Origin of the sequence: Caldinitratiruptor microaerophilus, assembly GCF_025999835.1 — a bacterium.
Lineage (GTDB): Bacteria > Bacillota > Sulfobacillia > Symbiobacteriales > ZC4RG38 > Caldinitratiruptor > Caldinitratiruptor microaerophilus.
In genome coordinates this window covers 2667597-2693552 of sequence record NZ_AP025628.1, presented here as the reverse complement: position 1 = coordinate 2693552, position 25956 = coordinate 2667597, and the positions used below count along the sequence as shown (strand labels likewise).

General features: G+C 69.8%; 21 protein-coding genes, 6 tRNA genes and 1 other RNA gene. 20 read left to right on the top strand and 8 right to left on the bottom strand.

Going from position 1 to position 25956, the window contains the following annotated elements; translation table 11 throughout:
- Positions 1 to 38 precede the first annotated feature (38 nt).
- The 3 genes from caldi_RS13080 to caldi_RS13070 are packed head-to-tail and all read left to right on the top strand — an operon-like array spanning position 39 to position 3973.
- Positions 39 to 1703, top strand: a complete 1665-nt coding sequence (locus tag caldi_RS13080) for a spore germination protein (protein ID WP_264842191.1) — start codon at positions 39 to 41, stop codon at positions 1701 to 1703.
- 16 nt (positions 1704 to 1719) lie between these two features.
- Positions 1720 to 2835 carry a GerAB/ArcD/ProY family transporter gene (locus tag caldi_RS13075; RefSeq protein ID WP_264842190.1) on the top strand — a complete coding sequence of 372 codons (1116 nt, stop codon included), beginning with the start codon at positions 1720 to 1722 and terminating at the stop codon, positions 2833 to 2835.
- A complete protein-coding gene (locus caldi_RS13070; protein WP_264842189.1) occupies positions 2822 to 3973 on the top strand; it encodes a Ger(x)C family spore germination protein in 1152 nt (383 codons plus the stop codon). The genes caldi_RS13075 and caldi_RS13070 overlap by 14 nt, the downstream gene beginning before the upstream one ends.
- Before the next feature lie 145 nt (positions 3974 to 4118).
- Here caldi_RS13070 and caldi_RS13065 read toward each other — a convergent pair whose 3' ends face one another.
- Positions 4119 to 5678, bottom strand: coding sequence for a recombinase family protein (locus caldi_RS13065; RefSeq protein ID WP_264842188.1), 1560 nt, complete (start codon positions 5676 to 5678; stop codon positions 4119 to 4121).
- The gene (locus caldi_RS13060) at positions 5662 to 5916 is read right to left on the bottom strand and encodes a hypothetical protein (RefSeq protein WP_264842187.1); all 255 of its coding nucleotides are present in this window, start codon (positions 5914 to 5916) and stop codon (positions 5662 to 5664) included. The genes caldi_RS13065 and caldi_RS13060 overlap by 17 nt, the downstream gene beginning before the upstream one ends.
- A 477-nt stretch (positions 5917 to 6393) precedes the next feature.
- Here caldi_RS13060 and caldi_RS13055 point away from each other — a divergent pair, with 477 nt between their 5' ends.
- The 16 genes from caldi_RS13055 to caldi_RS12975 all read left to right on the top strand — a co-directional run bounded on the left by caldi_RS13055 (position 6394) and on the right by caldi_RS12975 (position 17920).
- On the top strand, positions 6394 to 7200 hold the full coding sequence (locus tag caldi_RS13055; protein WP_264842186.1) for a hypothetical protein: 807 nt from the start codon (positions 6394 to 6396) through the stop codon (positions 7198 to 7200).
- A gap of 61 nt (positions 7201 to 7261) precedes the next feature.
- On the top strand, positions 7262 to 7486 hold the full coding sequence (locus tag caldi_RS13050) for a hypothetical protein (RefSeq protein WP_264842185.1): 225 nt from the start codon (positions 7262 to 7264) through the stop codon (positions 7484 to 7486).
- Entirely contained in the window at positions 7483 to 10029 is a 2547-nt protein-coding gene (gene rnr, locus caldi_RS13045) for a ribonuclease R (RefSeq protein WP_264842184.1), read from the top strand. The genes caldi_RS13050 and rnr overlap by 4 nt, the downstream gene beginning before the upstream one ends.
- Positions 10030 to 10078: 49 nt before the next feature.
- Positions 10079 to 11542, top strand: a complete 1464-nt coding sequence (locus caldi_RS13040) for an ISLre2 family transposase (RefSeq protein ID WP_264841566.1) — start codon at positions 10079 to 10081, stop codon at positions 11540 to 11542.
- A 126-nt stretch (positions 11543 to 11668) separates the two neighbouring features.
- Complete coding sequence (gene smpB, locus caldi_RS13035; protein ID WP_264842183.1) at positions 11669 to 12157, top strand: SsrA-binding protein SmpB; 489 nt, start codon at positions 11669 to 11671, stop codon at positions 12155 to 12157.
- A 21-nt stretch (positions 12158 to 12178) separates the two neighbouring features.
- Positions 12179 to 12589, top strand: a transfer-messenger RNA (tmRNA) gene (gene ssrA, locus caldi_RS13030).
- Positions 12590 to 12767: 178 nt separating this feature from the next.
- Complete coding sequence (locus tag caldi_RS13025; RefSeq protein ID WP_264842182.1) at positions 12768 to 14420, top strand: N-acetylmuramoyl-L-alanine amidase family protein; 1653 nt, start codon at positions 12768 to 12770, stop codon at positions 14418 to 14420.
- Positions 14421 to 14555: 135 nt separating this feature from the next.
- On the top strand, positions 14556 to 15008 hold the full coding sequence (locus tag caldi_RS13020; RefSeq protein WP_264842181.1) for a MarR family winged helix-turn-helix transcriptional regulator: 453 nt from the start codon (positions 14556 to 14558) through the stop codon (positions 15006 to 15008).
- Positions 15009 to 15132: 124 nt separating this feature from the next.
- A complete protein-coding gene (gene murI, locus caldi_RS17665) occupies positions 15133 to 16536 on the top strand; it encodes a glutamate racemase (RefSeq protein ID WP_319951759.1) in 1404 nt (467 codons plus the stop codon).
- Positions 16537 to 16576: 40 nt separating this feature from the next.
- The gene (locus caldi_RS13005) at positions 16577 to 17080 is read left to right on the top strand and encodes a metallophosphoesterase (RefSeq protein ID WP_264842180.1); all 504 of its coding nucleotides are present in this window, start codon (positions 16577 to 16579) and stop codon (positions 17078 to 17080) included.
- Positions 17081 to 17117: 37 nt separating this feature from the next.
- A tRNA-Pro gene (locus caldi_RS13000) sits at positions 17118 to 17195 on the top strand.
- Positions 17196 to 17200: 5 nt separating this feature from the next.
- A tRNA-Gly gene (locus caldi_RS12995) sits at positions 17201 to 17274 on the top strand.
- A 223-nt stretch (positions 17275 to 17497) separates the two neighbouring features.
- Positions 17498 to 17574: transfer RNA gene (locus caldi_RS12990), tRNA-Arg, on the top strand.
- Positions 17575 to 17595: 21 nt separating this feature from the next.
- Positions 17596 to 17671, top strand: a tRNA-Gln gene (locus caldi_RS12985).
- 3 nt (positions 17672 to 17674) lie between these two features.
- Positions 17675 to 17750: transfer RNA gene (locus tag caldi_RS12980), tRNA-Lys, on the top strand.
- A gap of 85 nt (positions 17751 to 17835) precedes the next feature.
- A tRNA-Leu gene (locus tag caldi_RS12975) sits at positions 17836 to 17920 on the top strand.
- A 183-nt stretch (positions 17921 to 18103) separates the two neighbouring features.
- Here the strand turns inward: caldi_RS12975 and caldi_RS12970 are convergent.
- On the bottom strand, positions 18104 to 19246 hold the full coding sequence (locus tag caldi_RS12970) for a tyrosine-type recombinase/integrase (RefSeq protein WP_264842179.1): 1143 nt from the start codon (positions 19244 to 19246) through the stop codon (positions 18104 to 18106).
- 807 nt (positions 19247 to 20053) lie between these two features.
- Between caldi_RS12970 and caldi_RS12965 the strand changes: the two genes are divergently transcribed.
- A complete protein-coding gene (locus tag caldi_RS12965; protein WP_264842178.1) occupies positions 20054 to 20527 on the top strand; it encodes a copper amine oxidase N-terminal domain-containing protein in 474 nt (157 codons plus the stop codon).
- A 688-nt stretch (positions 20528 to 21215) separates the two neighbouring features.
- Here the strand turns inward: caldi_RS12965 and caldi_RS12960 are convergent.
- The 5 genes from caldi_RS12960 to caldi_RS12940 form a co-directional block, all read right to left on the bottom strand.
- On the bottom strand, positions 21216 to 21461 hold the full coding sequence (locus caldi_RS12960) for a hypothetical protein (RefSeq protein WP_264842177.1): 246 nt from the start codon (positions 21459 to 21461) through the stop codon (positions 21216 to 21218).
- A gap of 166 nt (positions 21462 to 21627) precedes the next feature.
- Complete coding sequence (locus tag caldi_RS12955; protein WP_264842176.1) at positions 21628 to 23436, bottom strand: hypothetical protein; 1809 nt, start codon at positions 23434 to 23436, stop codon at positions 21628 to 21630.
- On the bottom strand, positions 23423 to 24355 hold the full coding sequence (locus caldi_RS12950) for a bifunctional DNA primase/polymerase (protein ID WP_264842175.1): 933 nt from the start codon (positions 24353 to 24355) through the stop codon (positions 23423 to 23425). Before caldi_RS12950 ends, caldi_RS12955 begins: the two co-directional genes overlap by 14 nt.
- A 419-nt stretch (positions 24356 to 24774) precedes the next feature.
- A complete protein-coding gene (locus tag caldi_RS12945) occupies positions 24775 to 24981 on the bottom strand; it encodes a helix-turn-helix domain-containing protein (protein WP_264842173.1) in 207 nt (68 codons plus the stop codon).
- A 694-nt stretch (positions 24982 to 25675) separates the two neighbouring features.
- Positions 25676 to 25954 (bottom strand): hypothetical protein, encoded by a 279-nt coding sequence (locus caldi_RS12940; protein WP_264842172.1) that lies wholly within the window; start codon positions 25952 to 25954, stop codon positions 25676 to 25678.
- Positions 25955 to 25956: the final 2 nt, after the last annotated feature.

Sequence of the window (25956 nt, the reverse complement as noted above, 5' to 3'; positions counted from 1 at the left end):
ATGCGACGGCCGGCGGGCCCCGGGGAGAGGGCAGACGCGTGCGTTTCGGGATACGAAGGCTGAAACCCCCAACCCGGGACGTCGACGTGCTTCTCCGGTACCTGGAGAAGCACGGGTACCCGCAGCTTGCCGCTTCCCTGCGGGTCCTGCCGGATCCCGGGGAGCGCCACCGGCGGGCTGCGGAGGCCCTTCTCCGGCAGGATCTCGTACTGCCGGTATCGGCTGACCTGCAGGAGAACGAGGTGGTGCTGCACTTTCTCTTCGGTTCGAGCAGCGACGTCGTCTTCCGGCCAGTACGGGTCCACCGCGGGGACGTGGCGGTGCTGTTGGCCTACGTGGCGGGTCTGGTGGAGAAGCGCTCCCTGGAGCGCCTGGTGGGGGCGCTGACATTCGAGTGGCACCCGCCCGCAGGTGCCAGGCCCGAGGATCACCTGCTCCGGTACACCCAGCTGGGGGCGTCTGCCCCTCGTGTACGGGAGGGCCTGTCCCTGCGGGAGGCCGCCGATGCCCTGAGCCAGGGGGAGAGCGTGATCTTCGTGGCCGGGGCGACGCGCTGCCTCCGGCTCGACACGGAGGGCGGTGAACGCCGGGGGGTTTCGGAGCCGGATACGGAGAGCGTCGTCCGCGGGCCCCGCGAGGGGTTCACGGAGGACATCGTGGTCAACACCGCCCTGATCCGGCGGAAGATCCGGAGCCCCCGCCTGCGCGTCGAGACGCTTCGGTTCGGGAACGTCACCCGCACCCGGGTGGCCATCCTCTACGTGGCCGGGGTGGTGTCTCCTGACCTCCTGGCGGAAGTCCGCCGGCGCCTGCAGGGTGTCCAGATCGACGGTGTGCTGGAGAGCGGATATCTGGAGGAGTTCATCGAGGACACGCCCTGGACGGTGTTTCCGCTCATCAAGCACACCGAGCGGCCGGACGTGGTGGCGGCCGACCTCCTGGAGGGGCGGGTCGCCATCCTGACCGACGGTACGCCCTTCGCGCTCCTCGTGCCGACCGTCTTCCCGGAGATGCTCCAGGCGCCTGAGGATTACTACGAGCGATACCCCGCGGCAGGCGCCATCCGCCTGCTGCGGTGGATCTACCTCCTGGTAGCCCTCCTGGGGCCCTCCTTCTACATCGCGATCACCACGTTTCACCAGGAGATGCTCCCGACCCCGCTACTGCTCACCATCATGCGGGCCCGGGAGAGGATCCCCTTCCCTGCGGTCGTGGAGGCGCTCCTCATGGAGGTTGCCTTCGAGGCCCTGCGTGAGGCGGGCCTGAGGCTGCCCCGCATGGTGGGCCAGTCCGTGAGCATCGTCGGCGCCCTGGTGATCGGGGAGGCGGCGGTGCGGGCGGGAATCGTCTCCGCACCGATGGTGATCGTGGTCTCCCTGACGGGGATCGCCTCGTTCCTGCTGCCCCGGTTCAATGCGGCCCTGGCCGTGCGCCTCCTGCGCTTTCCGATGATGCTCCTGGCCGGCACCCTGGGCGCCTACGGGATCTTCATCGGGGTCATGGCCATCCTCATCCACATGGCGAGGCTGCGGTCGTTCGGCGTCCCGTACCTGGCGCCGCTGGCCCCGCTTTCCGTGGACGAGCAGAAAGACGTCGTCTTTCGGATGCCGTGGTGGCGGATGAAGCGCCGCCCCGGCATCCTGGCCCCGCGGGACGTGCGGCGCAGCCCCGGCGGGAAGCCGCCTGCGTACTCCCGGATGTGACCGGAGGGCGGTCGGGGTGCGGCACCGAATCCGGGCGTATCAGGTCGCCAGCTTCCTGGCGCTCTACAGTCACGTGGCGCTTTTGTTCTTCGTGCCGGCTGCCATGGCCGCCCGGGCGGGCCGTGACGCCTGGCTGTCCGTCCTGGTCGGGGCGATGGCCGCACTGCCCGTCGTCCTGGTGGTGTCAGCGCTCGCCTCGCGCCACCGCGGCCTCAGCCTCGTCGAGGTCGGCCAGACCCTGCTGGGCCCCTGGCCCGGCCGGATGCTGGGCCTCGTGTGGCCGGCGTTCTTCATCTTTCTGTGTTCCCTGGTGATCCGCAACGTGATGGATTTCCTCGGGATGGCCATCCTGAGGGGAACGCCGCCGCTCTTCATCGGCGCCTCCATGGCCCTTCTCGCCGCGTACGCCGTCTACGACGGGATCGAGGTCCTGGCCCGGATCGGCGGCCTGGCGGCGTTCGTGTACTTTGCCTCGGGAGCCGTGGGGATTCTCCTGGTCCTGAACCAGGCGGACTTCCGGTCCGCGCTCCCCGCCGTCGAAGCCGGCCTCCGGGCCGTCTGGGACGGCGCCCTGCCCTCCCTGGGCTGGTTCGGCGAGTCCGTGATCCTGGGCTTTCTACTTCCCCACGTGGAACCGCCCCGTATGGGGCTGCGCTGGGCTCTCGGAGGCTACGCCGTCGCCGCGGGTTGGCTGAGCCTCGTGACCTTCCTGAGCATCGTTGTCTTCGGCCCGTCGCTCACGGCCATGTCCACGTACCCGATCTTCGTGCTGGTTCAGCAGGTTCGGATCGGGCAATTCTTCGAGCGGGTGGAGGTCGTGCTGGTGAGCGTCTGGCTCACCGGCATGTTCGTCAAGGTCGCGCTTTGCCTCTGGGCGGCGGGAATGGGGGTCGGCCACGCGCTGGGCATTCCCTACCGGCCGCAGACCGTGCTCGTTCTGGCGGGTGTTGCCCTCGGGCTGACCCAGGTCTGGGCGGGGTTTCCGGCGGAAGCGAACTGGGGCGTGGAACAGTGGACCCGAATCACGTTTCCCCTCGAACTCGGTGTGCCGCTTCTCCTGCTCGTCGTGTCCACCATGCGGGGGCGGCGGAGCGGGAGCCGAGAAGGGGTGCAGACCCGTGGGCCGGCCTAGGGTCCCGGCGCTGGGGCTTCTCGTCGCGCTCCTCTTCCTTACCGGGTGCTGGAGCCGGCGGGAAGCCAACGATCTGGCCGTGGTGCTGGCACTGGGGATTGACCGGTCAGAGTCAGGGGATCTTCAGGTCACCCTGGCCATCGCCGATCCCGTCGGAGGGCCGGGCAAAGGCGATGAGGAGCTCCGTGTGGACGCCGGCGGCACGGTGCTCGTCCTCGCCGGAGCACCTACCCTGGCGGACGCGATCTGGCGTTCCCAGCGCAAGATCCCCCGCCAGGTGACGCTCCAGCACAGCCAGGTCATCGTGCTCGGGCAGCGAATGGCCCGAGAGGGTATCGGCGAGGTCTCCGATTTCTTGCTGCGCGCCCACGAGGTCCGACTCACCAGCCAGATCGTGGTGGCGCGCGGTACCGCCCGGGATCTGCTCACCCAACCCCTGCTCCTCGAGTCCGTCATGCCGATGGGGCTGGGGGAACTGACCCGCAGCCGCGCCAGCCCCCGGGTGAACCTGAAGGATTTCCTGCGCGCGCTGGTCGAGCCCGGTTGGGACCCGCTGGCCCCGGTTGTCGGGGTCGTGCCGCATCCCACCGGGGAGAGGCGAGCCCCGCCATCCGAGGTCATGATCGAAGGCGCCGGCATCTTCCGGGGGGACCGCTGGGTGGGGGAGCTGACGGGATCGGAGCTCGAAGGCGCAATGTGGCTCCGTGGCCAGGCGCGGGATCAGGTCCTCACCGTGCCGTGCCCGGGGAACCCGGGCCGACGGCTTTCTGCCCGGGTGCAGCGCGGGCTCACCGCCGTCGACCCCGTCCTTTCCGAGGCGAGTGTCCGGTTCCGCGTCACCGCGTGGGGGGAGGTCGTGATCGCGGACGTGCCCTGCGGGGGCGTCGTGAGCGAGCCCGAGACGCTGGCGAAGGTGGAGGAGGCACTCGCCTCCCACGTGCGCGATGCCATCACCCGGGCACTGGGGCGGACCCAGGCGTTGGGTGCAGACGTCTGGAACTTCGCCCAGCGCGTCCGCATTCGCTACCCCGGCGCGTGGCGTGACCTGGAGCCCCGCTGGCCGGAGGTCTTCCGCCGGGCGGCGATGGAGATCGACGTCGCGCGCATGACCATCACGCACACGGAGTTGACACGGTGAGTGTGGGCCGGACGGCGCGCCCCGCCCCGCCCCGCCGAAGGAGGCTCCGTCGCGGCAGGCGCCGTGTCGCACTCGTCGCCATCGCTGCGGGCGGCTGTCCGGTCCCCCGAGACCGGGCCGGGCGGGGCGAAGTCGGGGGTCGGAGCTACTCCCGTAAGGATCTCCAGACGATGCGGACTGAGTCGTCGACGCGATTCACCACGATCCGGTCGATCACGTCAGCGAGGACGACATTCTTCTCGGTCACCGACCGGTGCGGGTCACGCAGTACGGGGAGAACGTCCCGAATCCGCTCGCGCAGCGCCTTGATGGCCTCTTCCTGGTTGACTGCACCTTCCCCGGGCTGTGCGGTCGGTTTCTCCAGCCGGGCCCGTTCCTGGTCGAGGGAGGCGCGCCGTTCGCGGAACTCTTCGAGAGTGAGCACGCCGGCCTCGTAGGCGTCGATGAGCCGCTGGAGGCGGTGGCGCACATTCTGGAGCAGGGCTGCCGGCTCGAGAGCCGCCGGCTCTTTCTTGGCGGCGATCGCGAGTTCCGGCAGTGCCCCAGTCGACTCGAGGAGTTCCTCCGTGGCGCGGAAGACGATTTCCTCCAGTTCCCGGGGCCGGATGCAGTTCATCGGCCGGCAGGCCACGGAGGGGATTCGGTAGTATTGCGTGCAGACCAGTTTCGGATTGGGACCCCGGTCCGGATTGCTGTACGAAAGGTGGTGGCCGCACCGGCCGCAGATCACGAGGCCGCGGAAGAGGTAGTCACCGTTCGGCGTGCGGGCGAACCTGGCGCCGATTTCGTCCAGCACCCGCTGCGTGCGCTCGAACAGTTCCTTAGTGACCAGCGCCGGGTGCGCGTCCTCGACGATCACCCATTCCGTGGGGTCCCGAAAGCCCCGGTTCTTCTTGGACAGGCCGCTGGACGAGTCCACGGTCATGTAGCGACGGTTCCACACCGCCTGGCCGGTGTACACCGGGTTCCGGAGCATCTGGCGCACGGCGGTGGGAGACCACCTGTAGCCCCTGGCGACGGTGGATGGAAAGCGGAGCCCCCGGGCGAACTCCTCGGCCACGGCGTACACCGTCATTCGCCGGGTGGAGACCTCTTCGAACGCCCAGCGAACCGCCGGTGCCTCCTCTTCGTTCTCGGCCAGCTTGCCCGTGTCGTCCAGCCGGTACCCGAAGGGGACCTTGCCGAGCCACCTTCCGTCCCGGGCAAGGTAGGTCATCGTGTTCTTCACGTGCTCGGCCGTGATGAGGCTCTGAAACTCGGCGATCACGTCGAGGATGCGTTCCATGAGCACTCCGACCGCGCCGGAGCTCTGCGGGTCTCCGATGGCGATGAGTTCGACGCCCAACTGGCGCCGGAGCAGGCTCTTGTAGATCGCGGCGTCCTCTGCGTTCCTTGCGAAACGGTCCCATTTCCAGACGAGGACCGCATCGAACGGGCGCGGGCTCTTGCGCGCGTCCTGCAGCATCCTGGCGAACTCGGGGCGGTCTGCAACTCTTGCGCTCTCGCCGGCGTCGACGTACTCCCTGACCACGACGTAACCATTCTCGCGCGCCCAGTCGGAAAGTCGGGCCCTCTGGGCCGGGATGGACTCCCCTTCTCGGGCCTGCACATCGGTGGAGACGCGGATGTAGAGGACGGCACGCCTCAGCTGCGGGCCCGGTGCGTGACGAGCACAGGTGGCGGGCCGACTAGGGGAGCGACGCACCGGGGCTTCGCGCCTCCTCCCGGGCGGGTGTCCCGGAGACGCTCAGCGCGATGCTTGCCGGAACCAGGCGGACATCCAGGATTTCGACGCCTGCCGGAGCGATCAGCCGTGCAGCCGCCAGGTAGAGCTTTCGCACAAGGTCGCGGCGTTTCTCCTCGGAGGCCTGGTCGAGCAGGACCTCGCCGCCGGGGGTCCGGACGTAGTTCTCCACCCGCCACCGCCCGAACTGGAAGATCACGGAGATGTCCCCCTTCGCGCCGCGGGTTCTGGTGATCGGGCCCGGGAGAGGAAGAGCCCCGGGGACACCCTCCCCGGGGGCGGCGGTGTGCCAGGAGGATGGGACCAGCCAGACGCACGTGCGGCAGGACCCGGCCGCAGGCGGTATACCAGCCCCATCGGTCGGTGCAGTCGACCCGTGCGGGTGCCCGCCGACCTGCGACCGGCAGCTGAGCTGCCGCCACCGTGCAGGGCTGGGTTTCGGAAGGTTCGCCCCCTGCCGGTACCCGAGTGACTCCCTTCCGGGTGCCGTTCACCATCATCGGTACTCCGTGGTGGGTACCCGCATGCCCTGACACGCCCTGCGGATTCGGGACACCGCGCGCCGGCACCGCCACGCGAAAAAGCCCCCGGCGATTCGCGCGAGGAGCCCCGGAAGGACGATTGCAAAGAGAAGATATGCGACCCGCTCTTCATCCTCGGCGCGGTGGCCGTGGGCATGTTCGGCATGCCCTGGCTCGGCCCCAAGCTGGCGGCCGCCCACTACCTCGCCGCGCTCACGGTGGGGCTCATCTTCCGGTTCTACGGGCCGGGCGAGCAGGAGACCGCCCGGCCCGAGCCGCCCCGGCGGGGGAACATCCTGCGCCGGGCCGTCGAGCGCCTCCTGGAGGCCCGACGGGAGGACGGACGGGGCCTGGGCCAGCTGGCCGGCGACGCCGTGCACGAGTCGGTCCGCACCCTGCTCGTGATCTGCGGCTTCATCATGCTCTTCAGCGTCTTCGTGCGCATGCTGGAGGTCGTGGGCCTGCGTGGGGTCGTGGCGGCCCCGTTCGTCGCGCTCTTCCGGCTGGCCGGCCTGCCCCAGGAGCTGGTGCCGGCGGCCATCGCCGGCCTGCTGGAGATCGACCTGGGCACCCGGGCCGCCAGTGTCGCGCCCGTGGCACTCGTGCCGCGGGCGGTGGTCGCCAGCGCCATCATCGCCTGGAGCGGGCTCTCCGTCCACGGGCAGGTCGCCAGCGTGATCACCGGCACGGACGTCCGCATGGGTCCCTACGTGGTGGCCCGCGTCCTGCACGCGCTGTTCGCGGCGATGTACATCGTTCCGCTTCTCGTTCCGGCGACCTCTGCCCGGCTCCCCGTCGTGCCCGTCTTCGGCCCCCTCGAGCCGGGGCCGGGCTTCTGGCCCCACCTGGCCGGTTCCGCCGTCGGAGCCGTCCTCGTCCCCGCCCTGCTCGTGGCCGTGGGGCTGGCGGCTGCGCTCGTGGCGCGGCTTGTCCGCCCCGGCCGTGCCCACTATAATGGGTGAAGACGGCTGGAAAGGAGCCGGAAGGCATGGGGGAGCCCACGCGGGCCCTGTGAAGAGGCGCATGACCAGCACGCAGGCGGCGCTGGCCGCCTGGGCCGCAGCCACCCTCGCGGTCGGGGGTGGCTATGTGGTGTTTCGGGTACTGCGCGGAGAACTTCCACGTTGGCGTTCCCTGGCCGAGGCGGCCCTGGCGGCGGGCGCCTACGCGGCCTGGTTGGGCTGGCGGTTCCGGGAGCGCCGGGTCGGGGACGAAGACGCCGGGACGGGCGGTGAGGGGACGAGGTGAAGGAGCGCATCGCCGCATTCATCCGCAGCGAGGCCTACCGGCCGCTGACCGCGGCGGAGCTGTTCGAGGCCATGGAGATACCCGAGCAGCAGCGGCCCGAGGCGCAGGCGGCCCTGGACCGGATGGAGGCCGAGGGTCTCGTGGTGCGGACCCGGACCGGACGGTACGGTGCGCCGGAGCGGATGAACCTGGCCGTCGGCCGCATCCAGGCCCATCCGAAGGGGTTCGCCTTCCTCACCCCGGAGGTGCAGCCCGAGGGGGTGGAGGGGGACGTCTTCATCGGTCCGGAGGACCTGATGGGGGCGATGCACGGCGACCGGGTGGTCGTGCGCCTGTCCCCGCCGTCGCGGCCCCGAGCCCGCACGGGCGGCGAGGTGATCCGCATCCTCGAGCGGGCCGTGAGGCGGATCGTGGGCACCTACGAGGGGAACCGGCAGGGTGGCTACGTGGTCCCCGACGACCCCCGGTACGGCCCGGCGGTCGTGGTGCCCCGGGGGGGCGCCGGCGGGGCCAAGGCGGGGGAGAAGGTCGTCGCTCGGATCACGCGCTACCCCGAGGGCCGGCGGCCCGCCGAGGGCCACGTCGTGGAGCGGCTCGGCAAGCCCGATGACCCCGGGGTCGACGTGCTCAGCATCATCCGCCGGCACGAGCTGCCGGAGGCGTTCCCGGCACGGGTGCTGCGAGAGGCCGAGCGCATCCCGGGCACCATCCCGCCCGAGGAGTTCCGGCAGCGGACGGACCTGCGCGAGCTGCCGTTCGTGACCATCGACGGGGAGGATGCCAAGGACTTCGACGACGCTGTGCTGGTACGCCGGGAGGGCAAGCGCTGGCGGCTGTGGGTCGCCATCGCCGACGTGTCCTGGTACGTGAGGGAGGGGTCGGCGCTCGACCGGGAGGCGCTGAGGCGGGGCACCTCGGTCTACCTGGCCGACCGGGTCGTGCCCATGCTTCCGCCCCGGCTCTCCGACGACCTCTGCAGCCTGCGCCCGGGCGAGGACCGGCTGGTCCTGGTCTGCGAGATGGAGATCGGCCCCCGCGGCGGGGTGAGCAGCCACAAGATCTACCCTGCGGTGATCCGCAGCCGTCACCGCCTGACCTACACGGCCGTGCACCGCATGCTCGAGGAGCGGGACCCGGCGTTGCGAGAGCAGTACGCCGATGTCGTCCCCATGCTCGAGACGGCCCACGAGCTGATGCGGGTGCTGCGGCAGAAGCGCATCGCCCGGGGCAGCCTCGAGTTCGAGCTGCCCGAGGCGGAGCTCGTGCTGAGCGAGCGGGGCGAACCGCTGGACGTGTTGCGGGCGGCGCGAACCGACGCGCACCGGATCATCGAGGAGTTCATGCTCGCCGCCAACGAGACGGTGGCGGAGCACTACGCGCGCCTCAAGGTCCCCTTCGTGTACCGCGTGCACGAGGAGCCGGACCCGGACCGCATCGCCGCCCTGGCCGAGTTCCTCGGGCTCTTCGGCTACACCCTCCGCCCCGGCAAGGCCGGCGTGGAGCCCCGGGACCTCCAGGCCGTCACCGCCTGGGTTCGGGGGCGCAAGGAAGAGGGGCTCGTCAACACGGTGGTGCTGCGCTCGCTCAAGCAGGCCCGGTACAGCCACGAGAACCTGGGCCACTTCGGCCTGGCTACGCGGTACTACTGCCACTTCACCTCGCCGATCCGGCGCTATCCGGACCTCATGGTGCACCGGATCATCCGGGAGCTATGGGCGGGCGGGGGACGGCTGTCCCCCCGGCGAACGGCCCGGCTCGAGCGTCTGGTGGCGGAGGTGGCGCTTCAGTCCTCCGAGCGGGAACGGGTGGCCATGGAGGCGGAGCGGGAGACGTACGACCTGAAGAAGGCGCAGTTCATGCGCGACAAGGTCGGCGAGGTGTGGGACGCGGTCATCTCGGGGGTGACGAACTTCGGCTTCTTCGTCCAGCTGCCGAACACCGTCGAGGGCCTGGTCCACGTCAGCACCCTGGCCGACGATTACTATCACTTCCACGAGAAGCTGTACGCGCTGGTCGGTGAGCGCACCCGCCGCACGTTCCGCCTGGGCGATCCGGTGCGGGTGCGCCTCCTGAGCGTCGACCTGGAAGCCCGCCAGGTGAACTTCGCGCTGGAGGAGCCGGTTCCCGGGGAGGACCGGGTCGAATCCGGATCCCGGACGGGGCCCGAGGCGAAGTCCGGCGCCGGGTCAGGCCGGCACGGGCGCGGCCGGCGCGGGCGACGGGCCGAGCGCCGCGCGGCGAAGCGGGCGCGCGCGGACGGGGCGGCGAGGGAGCGTCCGGCCGTCGACATGTGGGGGATCCCCATCCCCGCCGGCCGGCAGCGCCCCCGGCCCGACGACGAGGAGGAGGACGCGCAGGTCGGCGTGGTGTTCGCCCTCCCGGCGACGGCCGGGCCGGCCCCGCCGCCGGCCCGGGAGGCTGGCCGCGAACCGGGCGCGCCGGCCGCACCGGCCACCGGCGGCCGGCGCCGGCGCAAGCGGCGGGAGGGAGCGGCGGGGCCGGATAACATTTCGGGAGGAGATGGTGGGGACAACAAAGAATGAGACCTCACCTGGTAGGTTGCGGTAGCAACCATCCCGACAAGGCCTGGTAATGGGTGAGGTCTCGATGTGGCTAGTTCGTGAGATCATGGACCTAATCCTGCTGCTGGTGCATGGGATCTCGGAGTTGCTGCGGACCCGCCACGACTTCATGGAACTGGAGAAGGGGATCTTCCGGCTGGTGCAGGAGGTGGCGCGACGGGCGCTGGTGCTGGCGTTGCACCGGCTGGACGACGAGCTGATGCGCCGGCGGGACGCGGCGCGATATGAGTTGGTGCACAGCAAGCCGCGGACGATCGTGACGCCGTTTGGGAAGGTGCAGGTGCGGCGGCGGTACTACCGGGACCGTCAGAGCGGGGAAGGCCATTTCCTGCTGGACGAGGCGCTGGGGTGGACAGCCCGCCAGCGGCTGTCGCCGTGGGCCACAGAACTGGCGGTGGCGATGGCCGCGGAGATGCCGTACCACCGGGCGGCGGCGGTGCTGGCGAAGCTCACGCTGGGGGGCATGGATGTCCGAGCGATGAGCGTCTGGCGTGAGGTCCAGGAGGTGGGCGCTGTACGGGTGGAGCAAGCCGAAGCGCAGCGCCGTGCAGTGTTCGACCGTGGCGAGGTGCCGGCGGGGCAGCGGCGGACCGAGCGGTTGCGGATTGAGGTGGACGAGGTGGTGGTCCAAGGCCGTGGTCCCCGGGGAGCCCACAGGCACCTGGGGCTGAAGCTGGCGGTCGGCTATGAGGGCAAAGAGCAAGTCGGGCAAAACCGGTGGCAACTGGTAGAGCGCCGGGTGACCGCAGGCTTGGCCAGTGCGGAGGTCTTCTCGGAGCAGACGTATGCGGATTTCGGCAGCAAGTGGGATCTGAGTGCGGTACAGGACGTGGTGGTGGGCGGCGACGGTGCCCCGTGGGTGAAGCAGTGGGCGGGGACGTTTGCCGGAGCGAGGTACCAGCTGGACCCGTTCCACCTCCGCCGGGCGCTGCTGGAGGGTCTGTCGCATGACGAGGAGGCCTACCGGAAGGCGGTGGAGGCCCTGAAGGTCAAGGACTGGAGCCAGGTGGAGCAGGTGCTGGCGACGGCCGAGCGGGCCAGTCGTGGGGCGCAGCGCAAGCGTGTGGCAGGGCTGCGGAAGTACCTGCAGGAGAACTGGGACGGCATCTGCCGTTCCGGGGCCGCAGACAGTTTGGGCACCATTGAGGGGCAGGTGTTCCACCATGTCGCCCGACGGATGAAGCGCCATGGAGCGCAGTGGAGTGACAGGGGAGCGGACCATCTGGTGCGGCTGCTGGCGGCCCGGGCGAACGGGGAATTGGCGGTGATGGGGCGGCAGGCCTGGCCGATGCAGTCGGAGGTGTTGCGCCAGGCAACCGGCTCGACGGCGATTCGGGTGCAGCCCGGGGAACTGAATGATCCGGAGGCATGGCTGCGGGTGAACCTGCCGGCGCTCAGCGGACCAGCTGCCGGCTCGCCGTGGGTCAAGTACGTGCTACGTGAGCTTGTGAGGGCGCTGCCGCGGAGTGCATAACGAACCAAAAAATTCGGGCCTTGTCGGGTCACCTACCGAAGCTTGACACGGCCGAGCGGCGGGCGGCGTTTGACACCGGACCGGACGGCCGGTACAATAAAGGCTCCCGGGCGGAGGTGAGGGGCGATGGGCGCGCAGGACCGGGGCCGGCGTGGCCCGGCTCCTCAGCGGACGCTGGCCGAGAACCGCAAGGCGCGGCACGACTACTTCATCGAAGAGACGCACGAGGCCGGGATCGCCCTCCTGGGCAGCGAGGTGAAGTCCTGCCGCCTGGGGCGGGTGAGCCTCCAGGATGCCTACGCCCGGGTGGAGAACGGCGAGGTCCTGCTGTACAATGTCCACATCAGTCCCTACGAGCAGGCCAACCGGTGGAATCACGACCCGAAGCGGGTGCGCAAGCTCCTCCTGCACAAGCACGAGATCCTGCGCCTGTACGGGCAGGTGCGGCAGAAGGGATACACGCTCGTGCCGTTGCGGTTCTACCTCAAGGATGGTAGAGTCAAGGTGGAGCTGGCCCTGGCCCGGGGCAAGCGCCAGTACGACAAGCGTGAGGCCATCGCCGAACGGGACGTCCGCCGTGAGATCGAGCGGGCCCTCCGCACCCGGGTCCGCTGAAAGCGGACGGCGCCGTCACGGGGGGGCGAAACAGGTTCGACGGGGATGCCGCGGGATCGGACAGCGAGCCGAGGTCGTCACCGCCTCGTTAATCAGGTGGCAACCGATAAGTGCCGACAACGAGCGTTCTCTCGCTCTGGCCGCCTGAGCGGCCCAGTCGCTCCCTAGCGTAGCGACTGCACGCTCCTCCGGGCCGCCGCCCACGCGCCGGAGTTGAGCGTCAGACCGTGGGCTAGCCGAACGGGACCCGGGCCCCGCAAGGGGCACCCGGGGTGCCCCTGACCGGCCGGCGAAGCCAAGCGGGGGCTGGCGGGACGTGGACCCTGCCCCGGGGGGCCACGTCCGGCGAGACCGAAAGCCGGGGCTGCGCTCGGAGAGGTCCGGTCTGGCGGGTCTTCGGACGCGGGGGGCAGTGCCCCGCCGCCTCCACCAACTGGAAAACGCCCCAGGGGAACTTCCCTGGGGCGTTTTACCGTCTAACCACTTGAACGTTGGAACGTCAAGCTGTTGAAGAGGCAGGGAGTGGCGAACCCTGAGGCTCCCGTCCACGTATTCCATGGCGAAGCCCTTCCGGTCACGGACGCTGCGACCCCCACGGCACAGGGTCGGGGTGGCGGGCGCCGCCCTGGCCCTGGCGGCCGCCCTCACCTTCGGCGGACCGGCCCCGGTCGCGCTCGCGGAGGGCCCGGCCCCGCCGTCACCCTCTGTCCCGTCTCCCGGCCCCACCGTCGGCCTCGAGCTGGACGGCCGGCCGGTCCCGACCGACCCGCCGTCCTTCATTTCCGGCGATCGCACGTTCGTTCCCATCCGTTTCGTCGCTGAGGCCCTCGGCGCGGACGTGCGGTGGCTACCGGAGCGCCGCGAGGTGCGCATCCGGCCCCTGCCGGACGTGCCGGAGGCGGCCGGCGAGATCGTCCTCACGGTCGGGTACCCGGCCGCCCGGGTGGCCGGCCGTGAGGTACCGCTCGACGTGGCGCCGCAGATCGTCGGCGACCGGACCTTCGTCCCCCTGCGCTTCGTGGCCGAGACGCTGGGGCTGGAGGTGGGCTGGCGCGGCGCCGACCGGGTGGTGGAACTTGCCCGGCGGCCCGCCGTGCTGGGGCTCGTGTCCGGCGGCGGGGACGACGTCGCCGTGGTCATCCGCGGCTGGCAACTGGACCGGTACGAGGTACGGGAACTGGCCGGGCCCGACCGGCTGGTCATCGACTTCCCGGGCACGCGGCTGACGCCGCTGGCCCCCCGGGAGGTGCGCCTCGACGCCCCGGACGCCCGCCGGGTGCGGGCGGGGCAGTTCACGGAGGACACCGCGCGCGTGGTGGTGGACCTGGCCGGGCGGCGCCCGGTGGTGATCGAGCCCATCCCCGGCGGACTGGCCGTGCGGCTGCCCCCGTACGTCGCCGGCGTGGAGTGGGAGACGGTCGGGGACCGCACCCGCCTCACCGTGCGCACCACCCGCCCGGCGGAGGCGACGGTCGCCGTCGACCCCGGCGGGCGCCGCCTGACCCTGAACCTCGCCGGGGTGGTGCCGGGGCCGGGGCTCGGGCCGGTGATCGCGCCGGAGGGGGTCGCGTTCACCGCTCTGGCCGTCGAGCCGTCTGGCGCACCCGGGATCGGCACGGCGGTTCGCCTGGACCTGCCGTATTACCTGGGCCACGAGTTGCGGAGCGAAGATGGCGGCCGGACCGTGGTGCTGGAGCTCGAGGTATCCTCCCTCCACGGGCGCCACATCTGGGTCGACCCCGGGCACGGCGGGCAGGAGATCGGGGCGCGGGGTCCGGCGGGCACGCTGGAGAAGGACGTGAACCTCGCGGTCGCCCTGGCGCTGCGGGACCTCCTCGTCCTGGCGGGTGCCGACGTGCACATGACCCGCGACCGGGACGCGACCGTCGGACTGTATGACCGGCCGGCGATGGCGAACCGCTCCGGCACCGACGCCTTCGTCTCTGTCCACTCGAACGCCGCCGCCAGCCCCGCGGCGGGCGGTACCGAGACGTACTACTGGCGGAACCACCCGCAGAGCCGCCTCCTGGCCACCGCCATCCACCGCCGCCTCGCCGAGGCGACAGGGCTTGCGGACCGGGGCGTCCGGACGGCCAACTTCGTGGTGTTGCGGGAGAGCCGGGCGCCCGCGGCGCTGGTCGAGGTGGCGTTCCTCTCCAACCCGGCCGAGGAGGCGCTCCTCAACGATCCGGCCTTCCAGTGGCGGGCGGCCGAGGGGATCCGCCGGGGCCTGATCGACTTCTTCCGGGCCGTCCGTTCGTAAGGGCTCAGCCGGGTGTACCGGCGGACTCGCTGGAAGAGGCCGAATGTCTTACCGTCATCACCTTTCCTCTGTGGTACAATTAGGTGAAACCAGCACCTGGGTGAAGCCAGCACCGAGAGGGGGAGGTGATACGGGTTGCTGACGACACGGTCAGCCGAGACCGATCGCCAGGTGGCGGAGATCGAGGAACTCCTGCGTTCGGTGGCGACCATCCTCAAGAAGCGCGGCCGCGACATCCTGGCGGACTTCGACATCACCCCGCCCCAGCTCGATGCCCTCCTCGTGCTGCGGGAGCACGGCGAGCTCACCATGGGCGAACTGTGCCAGAAGATGTTCCTGGCCTGCAGCACCGCCACGGACCTGATCGACCGGATGGAACGGAACCAGCTCATCGAGCGCGTGCGAGACACGTCGGACCGCCGGGTCATCCGGCTACGGATCCTGCCGAAGGGGCACTCGATCATCGGGGAAGTCCTCGCCGCCCGCCGCGCCTACCTCGCGCGGGTCCTCGCCGAGCTCGGTGCGGAGGACAAGGAGCAGTTGATCCGCACCCTCGGTCTCCTGAACCAGCTCATGACGCGTGGGTAGCCTCTCGGTTCGGTCCCCGGACCGGCGGCGGTCCGGGGGCTTCCTGTCTGCGTGTCATGGCCCGCGCCGGCGGCGTACACTTCCCGCAGGAGCCCCTGCGTCTCTGGAGGGGGGTCGGGGGCGGTTGGCGGACGGCCCCATCGGCGTGTTCGATTCCGGCGAAGGCGGTCTCACCGTCCTGCGGGCCCTGGTGGACCTGCTGCCGGGTGAGGACTTCCTTTACGCCTGCGACAGCGCGCACTTCCCGTATGGCCCGCGGCCGCTCGGGGAGGTCCGCGGCTTCTTCCTGCGCTTCGCAGCCTGGTTCGCCGAGGCGGGAGCCCGGCTCGTGGTCGTCGCGTGCAACACGGCGACTGCCGCAGTCCTCCTCGCGCCCGACGCGCCCTCCCTGCCGGTGCCGGCGGTCGGGGTGGTGGAGCCGGGCGCCCGGGCGGCCGCCCGCCTCACCCGCACCGGGCGGATCGGGGTCGTGGCCACGCAGGCCACGGTGGCGTCCGGCGTGTATCCCCGGGCGATCCGGGCCCTGCGACCCGACGCGCGCGTCGTGCAGGTGCCGTGTCCCATCCTCGTCACCCTGGCGGAGAACGGGGAGGTGGACTCGCCGCTGGCGGAACACGAGATCCGCCGGTGCCTGGCGCCGCTGCTCGCGGAGGACATCGACACGCTGGTGCTCGGCTGCACCCACCTTCCCCACATGGAGGAGCGGATCGCCCGGCAGGTCGGAGCCGGGGTCACGGTCGTCGACCCGGGCCGGGAGGCGGCCTGGACCGTCCGGGAGTGGCTCCGGACGCGGGGCCTCTTGGGTCCCCGACGGGCCGGCGGTACCGTTCGCTTCGCCACCACCGGCTCGCCGGACGCCTTTCTGAAGGTGGCCCGCCGCCTGTGGCCGGGCGCTCCGGGAGAGGTCGAGCACCTCGACCTGTGGGAGGGTCCCCCGGAGCTGGTCCTGGCCACCCGCAACCCCGGCAAGGCGAAGGAGCTGGCGGCGCTGCTCGCCCCTGCCGGCGTGCGGGTCCGGACCCTGGCGGAGTTCCCGTTCGCCCCCGAGGTGGAGGAGGATGGCGCCACCTTCGAGGAGAACGCACGGAAGAAGGCGCGAGCGGCCGCGGCAGCCACGGGCCGGCCGGCGATGGCCGACGACTCGGGACTGGAGGTCGACGCTCTCGGCGGCGAGCCGGGGGTGCGGTCGGCCCGGTGGGTCCCGGGCACGGATGCGGACCGCATCGCCGCCCTACTCCGTCGCCTCGAGGGGGTCCCCGCTCCGGCGCGAGGGGCGCGGTTCGTGTGTGCCGCCGCCCTCGCCCACCCCGACGGGCGCGAGGCCGTGTTCCGGGGCACCCTGGAGGGGCGGATCGCCACGGCACCCCGCGGCACCGGCGGGTTTGGCTACGACCCGGTCTTCGAGCTGCCGGACGGCCGGACCGTGGCGGAGCTTGACCCGGAGGAGAAGAACGCCGTCAGCCACCGCGGCCGCGCGATCCGCCTGGCAGTCGAGGCGCTGCCGGACTTCGTCGGCCGCCCGGCATGACGGGCCGTCGGGTACGGTGGACCAGGGAGGGGGATTGCCGGTGCGCGTCGCGGTGCTGAGCGACACTCATGGCCGCCTCGGTCCGGTCCGCCTCCTGCGGGGGCGGCTCGGGGCGGTCGACTTCCTGCTGCACGCGGGTGACTTCCACGCCGACGCGCGCGCCTGTGCGGCCATCTTCGGCCTCCCTCCCGACCGGGTGGCGGCTGTCGTGGGCAACTGCGACTTCCCCGACCAGGAGCCGGCCGAGCAGGTGCTGGAACTGGAGGGCGTCCGCATCGTCCTCGTGCACGGGCACCGCCACGACGCCAAGAAGGGGCCGCTGCGGGTCTACCTGCGGGCGCGGGAGCTGGGCTGCCGGGTGGCGGTGTTCGGCCACTCCCACGTGCCGCTCCTGGAGGAGCACGAGGGGGTCCTCCTCCTGAACCCGGGCAGCCCCTCGTTTCCGCGCTTGCCCGGAAAGCCGGGTTCGTGCGCTGTGCTCGAGCTCGGGCCGGACGGCCCGGCGGCCCGGCACGTGTGGCTCGACGGCAGCCGGAGCCTTTGACACCGCCGCCGGTCCGGGTCTATAATCGACATGCTGCCGGGGTGTGGCGCAGCATGGTCAGCGCGCAGCGCTTGGGACGCTGAGGTCGCCCGTTCGAATCGGGCCACCCCGACCAGCCGTGCGGGTGTAGCTCAATGGTAGAGCACCGGCCTTCCAAGCCGGGTACGTGGGTTCGATTCCCATCACCCGCTCCACTGGACGTTCTGACCGGGGCCGCCGGCGTGGCGGCCCCAAGCGTTCCGGTGCCTGGCCGCGCGCCGGGAGACCGCCCCGGCAGCGGGCTCGGAGGCAGGCCGTCTTGCCAGCGCGTCCGCCCCTGTGGTATGATTCGAATGGCAGGTTAGCAGGTCGGAGAACGGTTCCGGCCTGCTGCGCATCTGCATCCGACTGGCCGGTACCGCAGGTCGCCGGGGCTGGGGGCTGTTAGCTCAACTGGACAGAGCAGGGACCTTCTAAGTCTCAGGTTGGGGGTTCGAGTCCCTCACAGCCCGCCACTACCGGGCATCCATGCACACTGGGGCGTAGCCAAGTTGGTAAGGCAGCGGACTTTGAATCCGCCATGCGTAGGTTCGAGTCCTGCCGCCCCAGCCACTCGGGCCATTAGCTCAGTTGGTAGAGCACCCGCCTTTTAAGCGGGGTGTCGTTGGTTCGAGCCCAACATGGCCCGCCACCGGACAACCACCGTCGACCTGCGGAGGGTGCCGGGGCAGCGAACCGCTGCCCCGGCGGCTGTTCGCCGGCCCCCTCCGGCGTACGCGAGAGTGGCGGAACTGGCAGACGCGCAGGATTTAGGATCCTGTACCGAAAGGTGTGTGGGTTCAAGTCCCACCTCTCGCACCAGGCTTGGGAAGCGGGTTTAAGGGATCGGGTGATGGGAGAAGGTGGAATTGGAAGGCCGGTTGACCACTACTTCTGACCACTGTTCGGCTCTCGAAGGAATTTGACCACCGGACCCTGACCACCGCGGTGAAGCCCCCGGCGTGAACCGGGGGCTTGCCGTTCTGCGGCGGGGGCTGTGGGCGGTCAGGAGGACCGGCGGGACCGCGCCCGCGCCCGGTTCAGGGCCTCGTCCAGCTTCCGTGCGGCCTCCTCCTGGAGTCCCGGCATGACGTGCGAGTAGATGTCCATCGTCACGGAGATGGTGCTGTGCCCGAGCCGCTCTTGGACCACCTTCGGGTGGACGCCCTGCGCCAGCAGCACGGTGGCGTGCCCGTGCCGAGCGTCGTGCAGCCGCAGCCCCTCGAACCCGGCCTTCGCGGCCAGCCGCTCAAAGCGGTGCGTCACGCTTGCGGGGGGCATCGGGGAGCCGTCCTCTCGGGCGCAGACGAGCCCCTGGTCCCGGTACTTCTCGCCGTGCTGCAGACGCACCTCGGCCTGGCGTTTGCGCCACCGCTTCAGCCCGTCCACCACGAAGGGCGGCAGCGCCACCGTCCTGCGCCCCCTGGCGGTCTTGGGCTCCTGGAACCGCACGCCTTCCTTCGTGGGCACGAGGGACCGCCGCACCCGGACAACACCGGCGTCCAGGTCCACGTCCTCCCACTTCAGCCCGAGGGCCTCGCCGCGTCGCAGTCCTGCTCCCACCGCCAGCAGGACCACCGGCTCCAGGTCGGTCCCCTCGGCGGCGCGGATGAGCTTGTCCAGGTCCTCGCTCGTGAGGATCGGCACCTCCCGCCGCTCGGGCCTCGGGGCGTCCACGGCGTCGGCCACGTTGCGCCCAACCAGCCCCCACTTCACGGCGGCCTTCAGGCACCCATGAATGACGAGGTGCAGGTACTGCACGCGCCGCGGCGACAGGCCCTCAGCCAACTTGTCCGCGTAGAGCCGCTGGAGGTGCTGCGGCGTCAGCTTCTCAAGCTGGATCGAGCCGATGGCGGGGAAGGCGTGCTTTCGGAGGAGGACCTCGTAACTTTCCGCTGTGGTCGGACGGAGGTTCGTGCGGGCGTAGGTTTCGAGCCACGTCTCGGCGTGCTGCTGGAAGGTCTGCCGCGCCGGTGGCGTGTACGAACCCTTGTCGATCTCGTGCAGCTTCGCCCGCAGGAACTTCTCGGCGTCCTCACGGGTTCCTCGGACGGTGTACTCGTCCAGGAGCTTCTTGCCGTTTTCGTACCCGCGGCTGATGCGGACTTGCCACGAGTTCCTCCCGCGTTGGCGGATCGTGCCCTTCATGGCACCATGCCCCCCTTCGTGGTGGTCAACGTAGTGGTCAGTGAGCTACATACGGCTCTACAAGCGGCCTAAGTACGCGAATCAAGATCGGATATCCCGTGACCATTTTAGCACGGTGCTACTGGCAAGTGCAACCTGTTGCCGGTGGCTGGCCGCGCCGTCATGTTGCTATCGGCAACAAAGGCGCGTGCCGTAGATCGCCGCGGCGCGGGGTGCTCCCGGCCACGGCCTCCCACAGCCGCCGTGCGGTTCGGAGCCGCGCCCCCGCAGGGCCGTGGCTCCGTGGGCCTCGCTGGGCCGCTGTGGCGGGGCAGGCAGTACCACCGTGCCCCCCGCCGCCGAGAAGGCCGTCAGAACGGACGGTAGGATTGGCAGCAATTCCAGCTTACGGAATTCAGCCGCTGTGCGGGGTGTTGTTGATGGCAACGGCCTGCCGGGGCCGTCCACCGCCCCCCTGGGGGGCGTCCCGCCGCCGCGCCGGAGGGGTCGGGGGGCGTGCGCCCACAGCATGAGGGATTCAAGGCTTTGCCACACATTACCATGCACCTTCGCGCTGCGATATGGTTCGGTCACATACCCATACATTTCCAGCACTTTATGCCACAAAATACCATGCGTGGAATGAATGGGTCGGATGGTGAATCATGCATGAGTGTTATGCAGAACCGTCAGACGCATTCCAAAACGGAATACGCGGCCGTCTTCTGATGGCAGGGATCGCCAACGCGCAGGGCGTACAACCCGCACCGCAAGGCGTACTCGAAGGGGAGGAGGAAGATGCTCAGGACGCGGACGAGGAGGCTCGCGGTGGCCGTTGTGGCGGCGGTGTTGCTCGTCGGCGGTGCGGCCTTCGCGCAGGGGGCGACGTTCCAAGGGCTGCCGGTGGTATCGGTGTATGTGAACGGCAGGTTCGTGCAGAGCGACGTGCCTGCAGTAATCCTCGGCGGGCGAACGATGGTCCCGCTTCGGGCCGTGTCTGAGGCGCTCGGCGCGCAGGTGTTGTGGGACGACTCCACTAAGACAGTCGCAATTGCGCTCCCTGCCGATGCGCGGCTGCAATTCTGCCAAACCTTCAACCAAGCACAACCAGCCCTTACGTTGCAGGGATGGGCACAGTATGTTCAGTTCTGCGGCTCCGATCCAGCGAAGGTAAAGCTGAACGTTCCCGATGCGCGTCTCCAGTTCTGCCAGACCTTTGGTGGCTACGTACAGCAAGGCTCTACGTTGACGCTGGATGCCTGGAGGATGTATACGGCACTATGCGGCTCCAAGGCTCCGTGACCGTCGTACAGGAGTGAGGCAGCACGATGAGCCGAACCGACCGTCTGTGGCTATGGTATGGGGTCTACCTGTTCATCCTCGGCTTCCTGGCCTTCGGGCAGCACGATGAGGCCACTGAGAGAGCCCTGTGGAGTGTTGGTCTTCGGTCAGGGCGGTTCGTGTGGACATTCGGAGACTCGCAGGGTACGACTGTTCCTGCCTTCCGCGGCGTTGGCTTCTGGCAGGCGAACGCGTACCTGCCGAACTATGGCGGGTTTGTCGCTTACGCCGTTGCGGGCGCTGCGGTGGCCTACGCACTGCGGAACATATCAGCCCGATCCGTGGTTCCTGAACAACGCGTCCAGACGGCGAGTACACCGGCAAGTGGCGCTGAATCCCGCCCAACAGCACCGCCGCAACAGGAAGCAGCGAAGCCGCTCCCTTCTGAGCGTGGGTTCGAGCGTTGGTGGTTTTCCAAACCAGCGTGGGCGCGACTTGTTTTGCTTGCCGCGGTGCCCGGCCTGGCGTTGGCCGTTGCAGCGCAATCGTCCGTACTAGCGATACTCTCCATCATCGCTTTGATGGTCGCCCTGGTGGTTGAGGGGCCGCACGCGCAACCAGCGGGCACCAAGCCACCAGCCCCAGGTGGTCCGAGCGAATCCAGTCAACACCTCACAGCACGTGCGCCCGAAGGAGACGCTCCACAGACCTAAGGACGGCACGCCACCAGGGCCGTGCTGTGCTCCCCCGGCAGCAGCCCCCCGAGCCCCGGCTTCGGCGGCTCCTGCATGACGGCCTTCCACAGCCGCCAGGACGGCCAGCCGTCCGCGACCAGCCGCACCGCCGGACGGTAGCGCCTCGGGGGCCGGGGGCTGTGGAGGGGACCGTAGCGCGCCACCAGCACGGCCAGGACGTGCGGCTGGTGGAAGGCCAGGTACTCGCGAACGGTCAGCATGGCGGTGTCCTCCTCTGTTGCTGATGGCAACATATCGTGCTACCGGGCCGGCGGGGGTCGCAGTCATCGGCCCCCCGCCGGGTGGCTTCCAGCAGCAGTGCTGGTAATCCGTGCTGGGTCCTGGCAATCTGTGCTGGCTTCTGGTAATCTGTGCCGTTTTATGGGGTCAGGGCATAACCCGGACCACGCGGCGAGGTTGCCGCCCCGCTTCTCCTCCCGCAGTAGAAGATGTCTGCGAAAGATCGACCCCATCGACCCCATCTGCCCCATCCGCTCTGGAAGCGGGATTGCGCGGGGTCGATGTATCGACCCCAATCGACCCCACATCGACCCCAACCGACCCCGCGGGGTCGATCCTGGGGTCGGTGGGGTCGGTTGTCATTGCAACCGACCCCAACATCGACCCCGCCTGGATTCCGCTTGTAGACTGGGTTTGCGGCCTCTTGGGGTCGATGGGGTCGATGTGGTCGATCTTTTGCATACTCGGACGGATGATGACCACCTTGCGCTTCTCGTTCCCGCGGCCGATGTACCCATCACCGATCTCGACGCCCACGGCCCGGAGCGTGGGGGCCAGCCGCTTCAGCCGGCTCGACAGTGCGTTTGGACCGCGCGGCCACGCCCGCGAGCGCCGGGTTTGCTCGTCCACCATGCCGGAGAGTGCGTCGTACAGCTCCGACGCCGTACGGTCCCAGCCGCCGGATCGCGCAAGCTGCACGACGGCCCGTGCAACCGGGTCGTATTCGACCGCCTGCCGCTCTTGCTCGGCGCGGTTCTCGCCGTACGCGGCCAGGAACGCCCCCTCCGCCCACGGGAGCGCCGGTTCGGCAGCCGTCACCCAGATAGCGAAGTCGGCCATCCGCGGCAGCCGCTCCAGCCGGACGGTAGCATGCCGTCGTAAGGCCATGCTCACCGCGTCCAGCAGCGCCCCCAAGATGCGCGGGTGGGACTCTTCAAAGCGAGTCCAGAGCGTGCGCTCGTCCTGTCGCTGCCCGTCGGGGATCGGTGGCAGGTAGAGGACGACGGCGCGGTCGCGCAGGTCCCCGCGCTCGGCCAGGGAGTCGATGCTGTTAATGATGACGGGTCGCTGTACATCGATGATCGTTTCCTCCGTGTTCTCGTACAGCGTGCGTGTGCCGAACCCCCCGCCCGTGGCCACCCGGCACAGGGCGTCGCTCAGCCACACCGGCAGGCCCGAAAGGTTGTCGTAGCCCACCACCCAGCCGTTGCGGGCAGCGATCATGAGGTCGCGCTCGTCCCGTGGCACCGTACGCAGGTCCGCCACGGCGGGGTCAATCATCCGGCGAACCAGCCGTGCGGTGGTGCTTTTCCCGCTGCCCTGTTCGCCCTGGAGGATGAGGACTGGGTACGGCCCAGATGGACGCAGCGCCCCGACAAGCCAGGACACAAGCAGCCGCCAGTCATCGTCGGACCCCACGTTCACGAAGGCACGCAGTTCCTCGACGCTGGCACCCGGAACCGGGGCCGGGAGGGGCAACATGCCACGTGACCGTCTGAACCGGACGGGCGGCGTATCGACCACGCGCCAGCCGGTCGGGGTGATCTCCACCGCCCGCCAGTCCGCGTCGGCTAGGTCCAAGTAGACGTTCCCGCCGTGCTGCGCTATCCGCACGTAGACGGGGTGCTCCGGGCCGTCGAACTGCGCCCGGCCCTCCAGCACGTTGATGGCGTCCTGGAGCGCCTGTGACCCAGGAGCCTTGCCGTGCTCCTCGTAGAAGCGCCGGGCCAGCCAGCGGCGGAAGGCCCTCGACCCGAGCGGCCAGTTCTCCCGGTGGCCGTTGATCTCGAACGTTCCGAAGCCGTCGCCGTCAGGGGTGTGCCACAGTTCAACACCGGCCCGCTCCGCTAGCTCGACCAGAGTAGACGCCTGCGACCGGCGCTCCTCCGGCTTCTGTTCGACCTCCGCGGCGTCTTCTGCAAGGGCCTCGATGTTCCGGGTATCAGCGTCGGCCACGGCGGGTGGCCTCCTTTCTCCGCTGCAGTTCCCTTCCAGCTATGGAGTTCACAACCTTCACAACCTCACTGTCTTCGAGCGGTGGGTGGCACCGGGCCTCGTTCCACGCCCTCGCCAGTTCGAGCACCGCCCAGGGGTCGACGCCACAGCGAAGAAGGTGGCCGACAAGCTGCGCGAGGCGGACGTTCCGCTCCCCCTCTGCGGCCCCTTCGGCCACGAGGGCCCGCCAGAACTCCGCGGGTCGCTTCGGCCCGGGGCCGGGGGCTACCCTGCCGGTGGCCTGGACACGCTCGATGATCCACCCCGGCAGGGGTGCAGGTTCGATGTCATCTGGCGAGCGGCCCGGAGCCCACGCATACCGCCGCCCGGAGCGGTGCATCGACGGCGCCAGCACGACGTAGGACCCGTCCCCCTTGAGTTCCAACCCCGGGCCGAGAGTGCGGCTCGGAAGCCCGCCGTGCGGGCACGTGAAGAAGATGTGACGGCCACCCCCGCCGGTCGTGGCCTCCACGGTCGAGGGGAGCGGCGCGAAACGCTCCTCGAACTGGCGAAGCGTCTCGTCCCCGCCGTTTCGCGGGTCCATGTCGATAGCCGCCAGCCCGCTCGTGCGTCCGGTCGGCAGCCCGATGTTCGAACCGGGGTACTTCGCCCACCAAACGATGACGTGCCCCTCGCTGGCCCGTGCGGTGTGGAAGCCGCCGCGCTCCCGAGGGTGCTTCCCAGCGTCCCGGCAGCCGGGGTCCCCGCACGTGCAGCGTCCATCGCGGATGCCGTGGAGCGGAAAGACGGGCCAACCGCGGCGCACGTAGGCCAGGGCGGCGTCGCGGAGCCCCGCGGATTCCTCGTCGTGCGCCCCACCAGTGGTAAGGCCGGTGGCCGGGCCGGTGGGCTCCCGGTCTGCCGGGAGCCGCACCAGCACAGGTTGACAAGTCTGCTGATTTGTGGTAGGTTCCATCATGGAAACTTGCTCACCCCTTCGCAGCGCCCGCCGGACAGGTCGGCGGGTTCGTCGTCCGCTCAGTCGGACTCCGCGGCCAGCAGCGTTTCCAGTACCTCGTGCCGCAAGCAGCACAGTGCCGGGCGCTTCACGAGCGCCATTGCCTCCGCCCGACTAGCACGCTGCCGATTCGCGGGAGAAATGCGCCTAGCCCAGTGGCACTCCGGGAGATGCGCCAGGCCCCTTCGGGCGCTCCACACACGCCAGCCGGGGTCGCCGGGTCGGTATAGGGCGGCAGCGTCGAACTCGTCCCGGAGGATGGGGTCAAGGTCCCGCAGCGGCACGCGCTTCACCTCCTCCCACCGGCCCCCTTGGCGTGGCGGCGCCAAGGGGCCTCGTGTTTATGCGCTTGCCGTGTAGCCACCCCGGCGGTGGGCGGAAAGCCACCGCTCCAGCTCGTCTCGGTCGATCAGGATAATATTGCCAATTTTGAGATGGGGAAGTCCTGCCGCCAACCAGCCGTCGAAGGTCCGCAAGGAGACCCCGCAGTACTCAGCGGCCTTGCGACGGCGCAGGAAGCGGCCCGGAGCCTGGGCCTGTAGCTCCATTCCGTCACCTCCTCCGCAAGCGAAAGGGGCCCCCAGGCCAAAACTGACCTGGAGGCCCCTCGGGGCAGCCGACACCGTGCAGGGGCCAGCCCGCAGCGGGCACGATGTCGGCCTGAAATCCGGCTAGCACGGGCCGCACCTAGTTCGGCGGAACGCGGCGGTGCAGCGCACCGTGGCGGGCTGCCTTTAAACTACCACGGCTTGCAGGGAATGTCAACCCCACCGCCTTCGCAGACCCAATCTGTGCCGAACTATCCACGCCAAAACAACCGTATATTTCGGCTCCTGCGAACAGTATCCCGTGTACCGTAGTCCTACGGGCGGCGTCTGTAGCGGCTTTCGGGTCCGAACGGCTCATTCACCGGATTCGAGCACCTCAGGGCGATGTTCGGTTTTGACCACTACTTCTGACCACCGTTGCCATGACAAATACTCCTGTCATCGCCTTGCAATTACCAGCAGCGTCTTGCAACACCAAGTCCGCAAGGCCGCTTCTGGAGCGAATCCCGTGAATTTGCTTCGTGCTGCGCGTTACTGCGCCTTGATGCAGGAAAATGCTGCCTACCGGCTTTAGGATCCTGTGCCGAAAGGCGTGTGGGTTCGACCCCCACCTCTCGCACCAGGCGTGGGAAGCGGGTCCAAGCGGAATGGCCCCCGGTATCCAGCCGGGGGCCGACTCGCGAGCGGCACCCATTCACGACGTGACCCGCTCCGGTGTCGCGAAGCCGTCGCCCGCCTGTGCGCCGGGTCCCAGGCCGGGCGACGGGAACGCCGCGGCGAGGATGCCGTGCTGCCGGCTCAGGAGTTCCTGACACTGGAGGCTGATCGCCTCCAGTTCGTCCGTGAGCTCGACGCACCGCTCCTTCCGACCGGCCGCCTCGAGCTCCCGGATTCGCCGGACGAGCTCGGCCCGGCGGTGCCCCAGTTCCCGGAGTTCCCGGCCGGTCCGGTCGACCTGCTCCCAATCGACCACGT

Excerpts from the sequence above, each read along its gene's own strand:
- caldi_RS13055 (WP_264842186.1), top strand. The coding sequence starts at position 6,394 with ATGTTCGGCATGCCCTGGCTCGGCCCCAAGCTGGCGGCCGCCCACTAC.
- caldi_RS13050 (WP_264842185.1), top strand. The coding sequence starts at position 7,262 with ATGACCAGCACGCAGGCGGCGCTGGCCGCCTGGGCCGCAGCCACCCTC.
- caldi_RS13040 (WP_264841566.1), top strand. The coding sequence starts at position 10,079 with ATGGGTGAGGTCTCGATGTGGCTAGTTCGTGAGATCATGGACCTAATC.
- smpB (WP_264842183.1), top strand. The coding sequence starts at position 11,669 with ATGGGCGCGCAGGACCGGGGCCGGCGTGGCCCGGCTCCTCAGCGGACG.
- caldi_RS12970 (WP_264842179.1), bottom strand. The coding sequence starts at position 19,246 with ATGAAGGGCACGATCCGCCAACGCGGGAGGAACTCGTGGCAAGTCCGC.
- caldi_RS12960 (WP_264842177.1), bottom strand. The coding sequence starts at position 21,461 with ATGCTGACCGTTCGCGAGTACCTGGCCTTCCACCAGCCGCACGTCCTG.
- caldi_RS12945 (WP_264842173.1), bottom strand. The coding sequence starts at position 24,981 with ATGGAGCTACAGGCCCAGGCTCCGGGCCGCTTCCTGCGCCGTCGCAAG.